The sequence below is a fragment of the Klebsiella sp. 7-CIP_Kleb. genome, from assembly GCF_050378655.1.
Classification (GTDB): Bacteria; Pseudomonadota; Gammaproteobacteria; order Enterobacterales; family Enterobacteriaceae; genus Klebsiella; species Klebsiella quasipneumoniae.
The window spans coordinates 262,344-275,612 of the sequence record NZ_JBNRLJ010000006.1; the positions used below are offsets into that span (position 1 = coordinate 262,344).

14 protein-coding genes are annotated in these 13,269 nt (G+C 58.6%); 6 read left to right on the forward strand and 8 right to left on the reverse strand.

What is annotated here, in order from left to right:
- Positions 1-22: 22 nt before the first annotated feature.
- Complete coding sequence (trmL, locus tag ACQUTI_RS20130; RefSeq protein ID WP_032456727.1) at positions 23-496, forward strand: tRNA (uridine(34)/cytosine(34)/5-carboxymethylaminomethyluridine(34)-2'-O)-methyltransferase TrmL; 474 nt, start codon at positions 23-25, stop codon at positions 494-496.
- 102 nt (positions 497-598) lie between these two features.
- On the opposite strand, the gene cysE is transcribed toward trmL, so the two are convergent.
- The 5 genes from cysE to ACQUTI_RS20155 form a co-directional block, all read right to left on the reverse strand.
- Positions 599-1,420 (reverse strand): serine O-acetyltransferase, encoded by an 822-nt coding sequence (gene cysE / locus ACQUTI_RS20135; RefSeq protein ID WP_002922426.1) that lies wholly within the window; start codon positions 1,418-1,420, stop codon positions 599-601.
- Between the two features lie 73 nt (positions 1,421-1,493).
- Complete coding sequence (gene gpsA / locus ACQUTI_RS20140; protein WP_004205045.1) at positions 1,494-2,513, reverse strand: NAD(P)H-dependent glycerol-3-phosphate dehydrogenase; 1,020 nt, start codon at positions 2,511-2,513, stop codon at positions 1,494-1,496.
- A complete protein-coding gene (gene secB, locus ACQUTI_RS20145; protein ID WP_002922428.1) occupies positions 2,513-2,980 on the reverse strand; it encodes a protein-export chaperone SecB in 468 nt (155 codons plus the stop codon). The genes gpsA and secB overlap by 1 nt, the downstream gene beginning before the upstream one ends.
- 60 nt (positions 2,981-3,040) lie before the next feature.
- A complete protein-coding gene (gene grxC, locus ACQUTI_RS20150; protein ID WP_002922429.1) occupies positions 3,041-3,292 on the reverse strand; it encodes a glutaredoxin 3 in 252 nt (83 codons plus the stop codon).
- Between the two features lie 104 nt (positions 3,293-3,396).
- A complete protein-coding gene (locus ACQUTI_RS20155; RefSeq protein WP_004205046.1) occupies positions 3,397-3,828 on the reverse strand; it encodes a rhodanese-like domain-containing protein in 432 nt (143 codons plus the stop codon).
- A gap of 245 nt (positions 3,829-4,073) precedes the next feature.
- On the opposite strand from ACQUTI_RS20155, the gene gpmM reads away from it, so the two are divergent.
- From gpmM to ACQUTI_RS20170, 3 genes are read left to right on the forward strand one after another with little or no spacing between them, the layout of a single operon-like run.
- Positions 4,074-5,618 (forward strand): 2,3-bisphosphoglycerate-independent phosphoglycerate mutase, encoded by a 1,545-nt coding sequence (gpmM, locus tag ACQUTI_RS20160; protein ID WP_023319322.1) that lies wholly within the window; start codon positions 4,074-4,076, stop codon positions 5,616-5,618.
- Between the two features lie 9 nt (positions 5,619-5,627).
- Complete coding sequence (gene envC / locus ACQUTI_RS20165) at positions 5,628-6,899, forward strand: murein hydrolase activator EnvC (protein ID WP_049115167.1); 1,272 nt, start codon at positions 5,628-5,630, stop codon at positions 6,897-6,899.
- A 3-nt stretch (positions 6,900-6,902) separates the two neighbouring features.
- Positions 6,903-7,859, forward strand: coding sequence for a divergent polysaccharide deacetylase family protein (locus ACQUTI_RS20170; protein ID WP_004205049.1), 957 nt, complete (start codon positions 6,903-6,905; stop codon positions 7,857-7,859).
- Between the two features lie 5 nt (positions 7,860-7,864).
- On the opposite strand, the gene ACQUTI_RS20175 is transcribed toward ACQUTI_RS20170, so the two are convergent.
- The 3 genes from ACQUTI_RS20175 to kbl all read right to left on the reverse strand — a co-directional run bounded on the left by ACQUTI_RS20175 (position 7,865) and on the right by kbl (position 11,054).
- Positions 7,865-8,653, reverse strand: a complete 789-nt coding sequence (locus ACQUTI_RS20175; protein WP_017900043.1) for a glycosyltransferase family 2 protein — start codon at positions 8,651-8,653, stop codon at positions 7,865-7,867.
- 169 nt (positions 8,654-8,822) lie between these two features.
- Complete coding sequence (gene tdh / locus ACQUTI_RS20180; RefSeq protein WP_004205051.1) at positions 8,823-9,848, reverse strand: L-threonine 3-dehydrogenase; 1,026 nt, start codon at positions 9,846-9,848, stop codon at positions 8,823-8,825.
- Positions 9,849-9,860: 12 nt separating this feature from the next.
- Positions 9,861-11,054 carry a glycine C-acetyltransferase gene (gene kbl, locus ACQUTI_RS20185; RefSeq protein ID WP_017900044.1) on the reverse strand — a complete coding sequence of 398 codons (1,194 nt, stop codon included), beginning with the start codon at positions 11,052-11,054 and terminating at the stop codon, positions 9,861-9,863.
- Between the two features lie 213 nt (positions 11,055-11,267).
- Between kbl and rfaD the strand changes: the two genes are divergently transcribed.
- Positions 11,268-12,200, forward strand: a complete 933-nt coding sequence (gene rfaD / locus ACQUTI_RS20190; protein WP_004205054.1) for an ADP-glyceromanno-heptose 6-epimerase — start codon at positions 11,268-11,270, stop codon at positions 12,198-12,200.
- An 8-nt stretch (positions 12,201-12,208) separates the two neighbouring features.
- A complete protein-coding gene (gene rfaF, locus ACQUTI_RS20195) occupies positions 12,209-13,267 on the forward strand; it encodes an ADP-heptose--LPS heptosyltransferase RfaF (protein WP_004205055.1) in 1,059 nt (352 codons plus the stop codon).
- Positions 13,268-13,269 lie beyond the last annotated feature (2 nt).

A 13,269-nucleotide genomic window follows, 5' to 3' on the forward strand; every position in this document is an offset into this window, starting at 1 on the left:
CCCCCGCAATTAAGGGGGCAGTATGCTGAACATCGTGTTATTCGAACCAGAGATCCCGCCGAACACCGGGAATATTATCCGCCTGTGCGCCAACACGGGCTTCAGTCTGCATATCATTGAGCCCATGGGCTTCACCTGGGACGATAAGCGCCTGAGACGCGCCGGACTGGACTATCACGAGTTCACCGCCGTGCAGCGCCACGCCGATTACACGGCATTTCTCGCCAGCGCGCAGCCGCAGCGCCTGTTCGCCCTGACCACCAAAGGAACCCCGGCGCACAGCGCGGTCAGCTATCAGGATGGCGATTTCTTGATGTTTGGTCCGGAAACCCGCGGTCTGCCGGCGAGCATTCTGGATGCCCTGCCGCCGGAGCAGAAAATTCGGATTCCGATGATGCCGGACAGCCGCAGCATGAACCTGTCGAATGCGGTGTCGGTGGTGGTGTATGAGGCCTGGCGGCAGCTGGGGTATCCCGGCGCGGTGCTGCGCAGCTAGCCTGAGCGATTCCCGGATTGCAGCGCAAGGAGCCTTATCCGGGCGACAGGCTGGCGGGATGAGATCGTAGGCCCGGTAAGCGCAGCGCCACCGGGCAAGACGTTAAATCCCGTCGCCGTACTCGAAAGTGTGGTGAATACCGTTGAAATGCTGATCCATATCCATCGCCGGCTTATCGCTCTCCGGCTTGCCGACGATGCGCGCAGGAACACCTGCGGCGGTGGTATGCGGCGGCACCGGCTGCAGCACCACTGAGCCTGCGCCGATTTTTGCCCCACGCCCGACTTCGATATTGCCGAGGATCTTCGCTCCGGCGCCAATCATCACGCCTTCGCGAATTTTCGGGTGACGGTCGCCGCTGGTTTTACCGGTACCGCCGAGGGTGACCGACTGCAGAATAGAGACGTCATCCTCAATCACCGCCGTTTCACCAACCACAATGCCGGTGGCGTGGTCGAGCATGATCCCGCGGCCGATTTTCGCCGCCGGGTGGATATCCACCTGGAAAGAGACGGAGACCTGGTTTTGCAGGAAAATCGCCAGCGCGCGCCGGCCCTGCGTCCACAGCCAGTGGCCGATACGATAGGCCTGCAGAGCATGGAAACCCTTCAGATAGAGCAGCGGCGTGGAGTATTTATCCACCGCCGGGTCACGCGTGCGCACCGCTTGAATATCGCAGGCGGCGGAGGCGATCATTTCCGGGTCGGCGGCGTAGGCTTCTTCCACCACTTCGCGAATGGCGATCGCCGGCATAATCGGGGAAGCCAGCTTGTTGGCCAACATATAGCTCAGTGCGCTGCCCAGATTTTCATGCTTGAGTAACGTTGCGTGGTAAAAACTGGCGAGCATTGGCTCACAGTCAGCCAGAGCCCGGGCTTCGGCTTTAATATTATTCCAGACGATATCCAGTTCTTCACACGGCATTGCATACTCCAGGCGATATGGTAATGACCTGCCAGTTCTGCGCTGGCAGGGTCATTCAGGTGACAAAGGAAAGCTAATTGCTGCTGCGCTCGTCCTTGCGGGCGCGACCCAATAAGGTCAATGCTGCCTCGCGCGCAATTTTTCCGCAATACAATACCTGATAAATTTCCTCGGTTATTGGCATTTCGACACCTAAACGCTGTGCCAGAACGCGAACTTCCTTGGTATTGCGGTAGCCTTCAACCACCTGGCCAATCTTTTCCTGGGCGCTTTGCACGTCCATCCCCTGGCCGAGCATCATGCCGAAGCGACGGTTACGGGACTGGTTGTCGGTGCAGGTGAGCACCAGGTCACCAAGGCCGGCCATCCCCATAAAGGTTTCCGGGTCGGCACCCAGCGCCGCGCCAAGGCGAGACATTTCCACCAGGCCACGGGTAATCAGCGCCGTCCGCGCATTGGCGCCGAAGCCGATGCCGTCCGACATCCCCGCCCCGATGGCGATGACGTTTTTCACCGCGCCGCCGAGTTGTACGCCGATAAAGTCCGGGTTGATGTAGACGCGGAAGCTCTTGCCGCAGTGCAGCAGGTGCTGCAGATCCTCGGCAAACTGCGGATCCGTCGCCGCCAGCGAAATCGCCGTCGGCAGGCCGGCGGCCAGCTCTTTGGCGAAGGTTGGCCCGGAGATCACCGCCAGCGGGATATCATCGCCCAGCGCTTCACGCGCCACGTCCTGCAGCAGACGACCGGTTTCGGCCTCAAGGCCTTTGGTCGCCCACACCAGACGCGCGTCAGGACGCATCAGCGGTTTAATCTGGCGTAACACCTGACCAAACACATGGCTTGGCACCACCACCAGAATATCGCGGCTGGCGGCCAGCGCGGTGGCCAGGTCGCTTTCAAGATGCAGCGTATCCGGGAAAGGCACATCGGGAAGGAACGCGGCGTTGCAGCGATCGTGTTGCAGCGTCGCGATATGTTTCGGGTCATGGCCCCAGAGCACAACGTGGTGGCCATTTCTTGCCAGGGTGATGGCAAGAGCGGTGCCGTAAGAGCCGGCACCGATCACAGTCATTGCAGCATTAAGTGCGTTCATCAGGCATCCTGATGTTGTTCAGCACCTTCGCCAGCCTGCTGCTGCAGATAGTTCATAAACAGCGCGTCGAAGTTCACTGGCGCAAGGTTAAGTTGCGGGAAGGTACCGCGGGAAACCAGGCTGGTGATGCACTCGCGCGCGTACGGGAACAGAATGTTCGGGCAGTATGCGCCAAGGCAGTGCGCCATCTGGGTGCCTTCGATGCCGTCGATGGAGAAAATACCGCCCTGCTGTACTTCGCAGAGGAACGCGGTCTCTTCGCCCAGAGCGGCGGTCACGGTTACACGCAGCACCACTTCATAAACGCCTTCAGCCAGCTGGGTGGAGGCGGTATCCAGATCAAGTTTAACTTCCGGCTGCCAGTCTTTCTGGAAAACTTGCGGCGCGTTCGGCGCTTCAAAAGAGATATCTTTGGTATAGATACGCTGGATCTGGAAGGTCATTTCGGTGCTGTTTTGTTCTGACATAGTAAAACCCTTTCGTGTTGTCCTTAAATACGCGCTTCCGGCAGGGAAAGCGCGCAAAAATTAGCGCAAGAGGGGATCAAGTCCACCACGTGAATCAAGCGCATACAAGTCGTCACAGCCGCCAATGTGCTGCGCATCAATAAAAATCTGCGGAACCGTCGTCCGTCCGCTGCGCTGGATCATCTCCTCACGCTTCGCGGCATCGCCATCGATCGGCAACTCATGGAACGTTACGCCTTTGCTGTTCAGCAGCGCTTTCGCGCGGATGCAGAACGGGCAGGTCGCTTTGGTGTAGATCTCAATATTGGCCATGACTTCACTCCTGTTATTACCCTGAGGGTTTTACGCCGCAGCCTGTGTTCCCCTCACGTCAGGCGCGACGGGGAAAACGCGGCGGCATCACCACGCGGGGTAAGTTATTTGCCGCGTACCAGAGGGAGGTTTTCGCCGCTCCAGCCAGCAATGCCCTCTTTCAGTACAAAGACTTTTTCAAACCCGGCTTTGTTCAGCGCGTTGGCTGGCTCTTGCGCCTGCATGCCGGAACCGTCTACCACAATAATGGGTTGCGATTTGTGTTTTTCCAACTCGCCGACGTTATTCGCTTTGATATCGCTGGGCAGCAGGTTGATGGCGCCGGCAATATGGCCTTTACGGAAATCGTCACGCTGACGCAGGTCGACCACTACCGCGTCTTCTTTATTGATAAGACGCGTCGCTTCACCACGGGTGATGACTTTAACTTTCGACATCAGGCCCTTGAAGGTGGTGAACAGCACCGCCCCCAGCAGCGCGATCCACGCGATGCTCAGAACAGGGTGACGGCCGATGAATTGCATAATTTCTTGCATGGGGGGTTACAACTCCCGACTAAGTGAGAAAAAAACCAGGAAAGGAGTATACCTGTGCCTTGCGGCAATTACAGCCAGTGAGCGCGATGTAATGTATTTTCTGCGGGCGGCGGCGAAAAAAAGCCGTTCTCGCTGACGCGCCGCGGACTGGCCGCTCCCTTTCTTTGATCTTTCACGGGGATTTAAACGATTCAGCTGTAGTAAAATTACGCAAAATTTCTGTCTTTGAGCATGAGGTTGTCGCAATGTCGGTTACTAAAAAACCTATGGTACTGGTGATTCTGGATGGCTACGGCTATCGCGAAGACCAACAGGATAACGCCATTTACAGCGCTAAAACGCCGGTAATGGACGCCCTGTGGGCCAAACGTCCGCATACCCTGATCGATGCATCCGGCCTGGAAGTTGGCCTGCCGGACCGTCAGATGGGGAACTCCGAAGTGGGTCACGTCAACCTGGGCGCCGGTCGTATCGTCTATCAGGACCTGACCCGTCTCGATGTGGAAATTAAAGAACGCACCTTCTTCGCCAACCCGGTACTGACCGCCGCGGTCGATAAAGCGGTTGCCGCCGGCAAAGCGGTACATATCATGGGTCTGATGTCGCCAGGCGGCGTCCACAGCCACGAAGATCACATCATGGCGATGGTGGAGCTGGCGGCAGAGCGCGGCGCTGAAAAGATCTACCTGCACGCCTTCCTCGACGGCCGTGATACGCCGCCGCGCAGCGCGGAAAAAACGCTGGCGACATTCGAAGCCAAATTTGCCGCGCTGGGCAAAGGCCGCATCGCGTCGCTCATCGGCCGCTACTACGCCATGGACCGCGACAACCGCTGGGATCGCGTTGAGCAGGCCTATGACCTGATGACCCTGGCGAAAGGCGAATTCCAGGCCGATACCGCCGTCGCCGGTCTGCAGGCTGCCTACGCCCGTGACGAAAACGACGAGTTCGTGAAAGCGACCGTGATCCGCGCCGCCGGCCAGGCCGATGCGGCGATGGAAGATGGCGATGCGCTGATCTTCATGAACTTCCGTGCTGACCGCGCGCGCGAAATCACCCGCGCCTTCGTCAACGCCGACTTCGACGGCTTTGCGCGTAAGAAAGTGGTTAACCTCGACTTCGTGATGCTCACCGAATATGCCGCCGACATCAAAGTCGCCTGCGCCTACCCGCCCGCCTCGCTGGCCAATACCTTCGGCGAGTGGATGGCCAAGCACGATAAAACCCAGCTGCGCATCTCCGAAACTGAAAAATACGCCCACGTCACCTTCTTCTTCAACGGCGGCGTAGAAGAGCCGTTCAAAGGCGAAGAGCGGATTCTGATTAATTCGCCGAAAGTAGCGACCTACGATCTGCAGCCGGAAATGAGCTCCGCCGAGCTGACCGAGAAACTGGTCGCGGCCATCAAAGGCGGCCAGTACGACACTATCATCTGTAACTACCCGAACGGCGATATGGTTGGCCATACCGGGGTGATGGAAGCCGCCGTAAAAGCCGTTGAAGCGCTGGATCACTGCATCGATCAGGTGGCGCAGGCGGTGGAATCCGTTGGCGGTCAGCTGCTGATCACCGCCGACCACGGTAACGCCGAGCAGATGCGCGACCCGGCCACCGGTCAGGCGCATACCGCCCACACCAACCTGCCGGTTCCGCTGATCTACGTCGGTAACAAAGCGGTTAAAGCGGTCAATGGCGGCAAACTTTCCGACATCGCCCCAACCATGCTGTCGCTGATGGGAATGGAAATCCCGCAAGAGATGACTGGCAAGCCGCTGTTCATCGTGGAATAATCCTTCCCCATGAGGGGAAAGGCGACGTATTCAACTACATGGATCGCAACGGCAGTTCGATCCGTCCTTTACGCCAGCGCGCTCAGCGCTGGCGTATTACTGTGCGCGTCATTTGCGCACGCCGACGATCGCGATCAGCTTAAGTCCATCCAGGCCGACATCGCCGCCAGGCAGCGGGCGATTAAGCAACAGCAGCAGCAGCGCGCAAGCCTGCTCGCCCAGCTCAAAGCGCAGGAAGAAGCGATCGCCGCCGCGGCCCGCAAACTGCGCGAAACCCAGGACAACCTGAACCAGCTCAATAAGCAGATTGACGAAATGAACGCCTCTCTCGCCAAGCTGGAGCGCCAGCGCGCGTCTCAGGAGCGTAACCTCGCCGCGCAGCTTGACGCCGCGTTCCGCCAGGGGCCGCATACCGGCATCCAGATGGTGCTGAGCGGTGAAGAGGGCCAGCGCAATCAGCGGATGCAGGTCTACTTCAGCTATTTCAACCAGGCCCGTCAGGAAACCATCGCGGAACTGAAGAAAACGCGCGAAGAGATGGCGGTGCAAAAGTCGATGCTCGAAGAGAAGCAGAGCCAGCAGCAGACGCTGGTCTACGAGCAAAAAGCTCAGCAGGCGAAGCTGGAGCAGGCGCGTAACGAACGGAAAAAGACCCTTTCCGGACTGGAATCCTCCATTCAGCAAGGTCAGCAACAGTTAAGTGAATTGCGGGCTAACGAATCGCGCCTACGCGGTCGTATCGCCCAGGCGGAGGCTGCCGCCAAAGCCCGAGCCGATCGGGAAGCACGCGATGCGCAGGCGGTGCGCGACCGCCAGCAGGAAGCATCGCGCAAAGGCACCACCTATAAACCAACGGAAAGCGAGCGTTCGCTGATGTCACGCACCGGCGGGCTGGGCTCGCCGCGCGGTCAGGCGTTCTGGCCGGTTCGCGGTCCGCTCCTTCATCGATATGGCGAACAGCTGCAAGGTGAACTACGTTGGAAAGGGATGGTTATCGCCGCGTCTGAAGGCACCGAAGTCAGAGCCATTGCCGATGGTCGGGTCATTCTGGCCGACTGGCTGCAGGGCTATGGTCTGGTGGTGGTGGTCGAGCATGGCAAAGGCGACATGAGCCTGTATGGCTATAACCAAAGCGCGCTGGTCAGCGTCGGTACGCAGGTGCGTGCCGGTCAGCCTATCGCGCTCGTAGGCAGCAGCGGCGGTCAGGGCCGTCCGTCGCTCTATTTCGAAATTCGCCGCCAGGGTCAGGCGGTCAATCCACAGCCGTGGTTGGGAAGATAAGTTTTGCTTCAATTTCGCGCAATTGCTCTTGCCGTAGCCGGTTCGCTGGCTCTGGCGGCGCCAGCGTTCGCTGGCAAACTCTCCATCGTTATTGACGATTTTGGCTACCGCCCGCAGACCGAAAATCAGGTGCTGGCGCTGCCTTCCACTATCTCCGTCGCCGTGCTGCCGAACGCGCCGCACGCCCGGGAAATGGCCACGAAAGCGCATAATCTGGGCCATGAAGTGCTCATCCACCTGCCGATGGCGCCGCTCAGCAAACAGCCGCTGGAAAAAGACACCCTGCGTCCCGAAATGAGCAGCGAGGAGATCGAGCGCATCATTCGCGAAGCTTACGGCAAAGTCCCCTACGCCGTCGGGCTGAATAACCATATGGGCAGCGCGATGACCTCCAACCTGTTTGGCATGCAGAAGGTGATGCAGGCCCTGGAGCGCTACAATCTCTATTTTCTCGACAGCGTGACCATCGGCAATACCCAGGCCATGCGCGCCGCGCAGGGCACCGGGGTGAAGGTGATTAAGCGCAAGGTGTTTCTTGACGATACGCAGAATGAAGCCGATATCCGCACCCAGTTCAACCGCGCCATCGCCCTGGCGCGGCGTAACGGTTCGGCGATAGCCATTGGCCATCCGCATCCGACGACGGTGCGGGTGCTGCAGCAGATGGTCTATAATCTGCCGCCGGATATCACGCTGGTGCGCCCGAGCAGCCTGCTCAACGAGCCGCAGGTCGACAATTCGACGCCAAACTACGCTCAGCCGCCCGCGCAACAAACGGCGCCGCAGCAGCAGAAGCCGCGTAATCCGTTCCACGGCGTGAAGTATTGCAAGCCGAAGCGCCCGCTGGAGCCCGTGAACGCCAGCCGCTTCTTCACTATCCTCAGCGACAGCATCAGCCAGAGCGCGCTGGTCCAGTACTATCGCCTCAAATGGCAGGGCTGGGACAATCCCGGCAACTAGACCACTCAGGGGTCCGTTCGCTTTTGCGCGACGGGCGCCTGGTTATCTTCGTGGGCGTACCACGCCTTAAAATATTTGAGAAAGCTATAAAACGTGGCGTACAGGCCGGTGACCACGCCGACTTTGCCATAGCGCCACGCCCCGCTGAACAGATACCATTTAAAGAAAGCGCCAATCGCGCTGACGATCCCCCGCGCCAGCGAAGGTTTGATCTGCTGGTGCTTCACCAGCCGGGTGGTATAGCTGTTCAGCTTATTAAACACTTCATGCAGCGAATAAAAGGTGTCATGGCGTACAAAGCCCGGCAGCCTGACGGATCGCGCGTGTCCAACCACCTGGTCATCCACCGGCCGGTCGTTAAATCGCGCCTGCTGGCGGTTAAAGAGGCGCACCGGGTAATCCGGCGAGGAAATGGGGTAGATCGTCCGCACCTGCTTGCCGAGGACAAACCAGTAGCGCGGCAAACGCCAGGCGCATGCCGGGTCAGGCTCCTCCCCCGCTTTTAACGCCTGAATGGCCGACACGACGTCGTTATCAAGAATTTCATCGCTGTCCATGCACAGCACCCAGTCATGGCTGGCCAGCCCAATGGCATAGTTCATCTGCGCGCCGTGGGCTTTATAGGCGTGGTGATGGACGGTGAGACCAAACTGCTGACAAATAGAGACCGTTTCGTCGGTGCTACCGGAGTCGACGACAATACACTCATCGGCCACCCTCAGCAGCGGGGGCAGCACCTCCATGAGCAGACGTGCAGAGTTACAGGTCAGTAAGCATACGGAGAGTTTAAGCATGATAGTTACAAAGTTAAACCGCGACTAAACACACTGTATAAGCGAATAACCGTAAAATCGATGTAGAAATTGTGCGCTTGATATTAAGCAGGCTAAAAATGTTATCCAAATCTAAATTAAGGCGCCCGCAGGCGCCTTTTTTGCTGGTTTTTACAACAGACCGGAGGCGTTATTCCCAGCTCAGAACCACTTTACCGGACTGGCCGGAGCGCATGGCGTCAAAACCCTTCTGGAAGTCGTCAATGCCGAAGCGGTGGGTGATGATCGGTGAAAGATCCAGACCAGACTGGATCAGCGCCGCCATCTTATACCAGGTTTCGAACATCTCGCGGCCGTAGATCCCTTTGATAAACAGCCCCTTAAAGATGACCTTGGTCCAGTCGATGGACATATCTGACGGTGGAATACCCAGCATCGCGATACGACCGCCGTGGTTCATGGTATCCAGCATGCTGCGGAACGCCGGCGGCGCGCCGGACATCTCCAGGCCCACGTCGAAACCTTCGGTCATCCCCAGCTCGGCCATCACGTCATTGAGGTTCTCTTTCGCCACGTTCACCGCGCGAGTGACGCCCATTTTGCGCGCCAGCTCAAGACGGTACTCGTTAACGTCAGTGATCACCACATTACGCGCGCCGACGTGTTTCGCCACCGCCGCCGCCATCACGCCGATCGGGCCGGCGCCGGAGACCAGCACGTCTTCCCCCACCAGATCGAAGGAGAGCGCAGTGTGCACAGCGTTGCCGAACGGGTCGAAGATAGACGCCAGGTCATCAGAGATATTGTCGGGGATTTTAAAGGCGTTAAAGGCCGGGATCACCAGATACTCGGCAAAGCAGCCCGGGCGGTTGACGCCCACGCCGATGGTGTTGCGGCACAGGTGGGTACGGCCCGCGCGGCAGTTACGGCAGTGGCCGCAGGTGATATGCCCTTCGCCGGAGACGCGGTCGCCAATCTTAAAGCCGCGCACTTCCTGGCCAATCCCCACCACTTCGCCGACATATTCGTGCCCGACCACCATCGGTACCGGAATAGTCTTCTGCGACCACTCATCCCAGTTGTAGATGTGCACGTCGGTCCCGCAAATGGCGGTCTTGCGGATTTTAATCAGCAGATCGTTATGGCCGACTTCCGGTTCCGGTACGTCGGTCATCCAGATGCCTTCTTCCGCTTTCAGTTTGGATAACGCTTTCATCTCACACCCTTATTAGGCGATGACGCCCAGTTGTTTACCGATGCGGGTAAAGGCTTCCACCGCACGCTCAATTTGTTCAGGGGTATGCGCCGCCGACATCTGGGTGCGAATACGCGCCTGGCCTTTCGGTACCACCGGATAGAAGAAGCCGGTGACATAGATCCCTTCTTTCTGCAGCTCGCGGGCAAAGTTCTGCGCCACCACCGCTTCGCCCAGCATCACCGGAATGATGGCGTGGTCGGCGCCCGCCAGAGTGAAGCCTGCCGCGGTCATTTTTTCACGGAACAGACGCGCGTTGGCCCACAGGCGATCGCGCAGGTCTGCACCCTCTTCGACCATCTCCAGCACTTTGATGGAGGCGGCCACGATGGCTGGCGCCAGAGAGTTGGAGAACAGATACGGACGGGAACGCTGGCGCAGCCACTCGACCACCTCTTTGCGTGCGGCGGTGTAGCCGCCGGAGGCGCCGCCCAGCGCTTTACCCAGCGTGCCGGTGATAATGTCGACGCGACCCATCACGTCGCAGTATTCGTGGGAGCCGCGGCCGTTTTCGCCGACGAAGCCGACGGCGTGGGAGTCATCGACCATCACCAGCGCATCGTATTTATCCGCCAGATCGCATACGCCTTTCAGGTTGGCGATCACGCCGTCCATCGAGAAGACGCCGTCGGTGGCGATTAACACGTGACGCGCCCCGGCGTCGCGGGCTTCTTTCAGGCGCGCTTCCAGCTCCTGCATGTCGTTGTTGGCATAGCGGAAGCGTTTCGCTTTACACAGGCGTACGCCGTCGATGATAGAGGCATGGTTCAGGGCGTCGGAGATAATGGCGTCTTCCGGGCCGAGCAGCGTTTCAAACAGGCCGCCGTTGGCGTCGAAGCAAGAGGAGTAGAGGATCGCGTCTTCCATACCTAGGAAATCCGCCAGCTTCTTCTCCAGCTGCTTGTGCGTATCCTGGGTGCCGCAGATGAAGCGTACCGAGGCCATCCCGAAGCCGTGGCTGTCCATACCGGATTTCGCCGCGTCGATCAGCGCCGGGTGGTTGGCCAGACCCAGATAGTTATTGGCGCAGAAGTTAATCACGTGGCTGTCGCCGACGGTAATGTCCGCCTGCTGCGCCGAGGTGATGATGCGCTCTTCTTTAAACAAGCCTTCGGCCCGAGCGGTCTCCAGATTGCTAGTTAACTGTTTGTAGAAATCACCACGCATTGCAACTCTCCAGATTCGGCAAAATTTGGCACATATTACCCAAAGCTATACGCTGATACGAGATGATGCATGCCTGAATGAATTATTTGCAGCATAAATCACGTCAGCCCAGCACCTTATTCTGCGAATGGCTGTAGGCTTGCTCATGTGGTGATATGATATGAGCATTCATGTCCGGATTGTCTCCGGGCTCTCAACTTCAAAGGTACAGTTATGATCATCGTAACCGGCGGCGCAGGCTTTATCGGCAGCAACATCGTTAAAGCGCTGAATGACAAAGGCATCACCGACATTCTGGTTGTCGACAATCTGAAAGACGGCACCAAGTTTGTGAACCTGGTTGACCTGAACATCGCTGACTACATGGATAAAGAAGACTTTCTGATCCAGATTATGGCAGGCGAAGAGTTCGGCGACATTGACGCTATCTTCCACGAAGGCGCGTGCTCTTCCACCACGGAGTGGGACGGCAAGTACATGATGGACAACAACTATCAGTACTCCAAAGAGCTTCTGCACTACTGCCTGGAGCGCGAAATTCCGTTCCTGTACGCCTCTTCGGCAGCCACCTACGGTGGACGCACCAGCGATTTCATCGAGTCCCGCGAGTATGAGCAGCCGCTGAACGTCTACGGCTACTCCAAATTCCTGTTCGATGAATACGTCCGTCAGATCCTGCCTGAAGCCAATTCGCAGATCGTCGGCTTCCGCTACTTCAACGTCTACGGGCCGCGCGAAGGCCACAAAGGCAGCATGGCGAGCGTCGCTTTCCACCTCAACACCCAGCTGAATAATGGCGAAAGTCCGAAACTGTTCGAAGGCAGCGACGGCTTCAAGCGCGACTTCGTCTACGTCGGCGACGTGGCTGACGTCAACCTGTGGTTCTGGGAAAACGGCGTTTCCGGCATCTTCAACCTCGGCACCGGCCGCGCGGAATCCTTCCAGGCCGTCGCCGATGCGACCCTGGCGTACCACAAAAAAGGCAGCATCGAGTACATCCCGTTCCCGGACAAACTGAAAGGCCGCTACCAGGCGTTCACCCAGGCGGATCTGACTAACCTGCGTAAAGCGGGCTATGACAAACCGTTCAAAACCGTTGCCGAAGGCGTAACGGAGTATATGGCCTGGCTGAATCGGGGCGCGTAAGAGATAACATGAAAATTCTGGTGGTAGGCCCGTCTTGGGTGGGCGACATGATGATGTCGCAAAGTCTTTATCGTACGCTCAGGGCGCGCTATCCCCAGGCGATTATCGACGTGATGGCGCCTGCCTGGTGCCGTCCGTTGTTATCGCGCATGCCGGAAGTGAACGAAGCGATCCCGATGCCGCTGGGCCACGGCGCGCTGGCTATCGGCGAACGCCGCAAGCTCGGGCACAGCCTGCGCGAGCGTCGCTACGATCGCGCTTACGTGCTGCCGAACTCGTTTAAATCGGCATTAGTCCCCTTCTTTGCCAACATCCCGCTGCGCACCGGCTGGCGCGGCGAGATGCGCTACGGCCTGCTCAACGACGCCCGGGTGCTGGACAAAGACGCCTGGCCGCTGATGGTGGAACGCTACGTGGCGCTGGCCTACGACAACGGCGTGATGCGCTGCGCCAAAGATCTGCCGCAGCCGCTGCTGTGGCCGCAGCTGCAGGTCAACGAAGGGGAAAAGTCGCAGGCCTGCAGCGCCTTTAACCTGTCCAACGATCGGCCGATCATCGGCTTCTGCCCCGGCGCGGAGTTCGGCCCGGCAAAACGCTGGCCGCACTATCACTATGCTGCGCTGGCGAAAAAGCTCATCGACGATGGTTATCAGATTGCGCTATTTGGCTCGGCAAAAGATAACGAGGCCGGCAAAGAGATCATCGCCGCCCTCAGCAGCGAGCAGCAGGCCTGGTGCCGGAATCTGGCGGGTGAAACCCAGCTGGAGCAGGCGGTGATCCTGATTGCCGCCTGTAAAGCGGTGGTGACTAACGATTCGGGGCTGATGCACGTCGCCGCGGCGCTGGACCGCCCGCTGGTGGCGCTGTATGGCCCGAGCAGTCCGGACTTTACCCCGCCGCTGTCGCATAAAGCGCGCGTGATCCGCCTGATTAGCGGCTACCACAAAGTGCGCAAAGGCGATGCCGCCGAAGGCTATCATCAGAGCCTGATCGACATTACGCCAGAGCGCGTCCTGCAAGAGCTGAATGAATTGTTGACGGATAAAACCGGGCACGAGGAAGCGTAGCG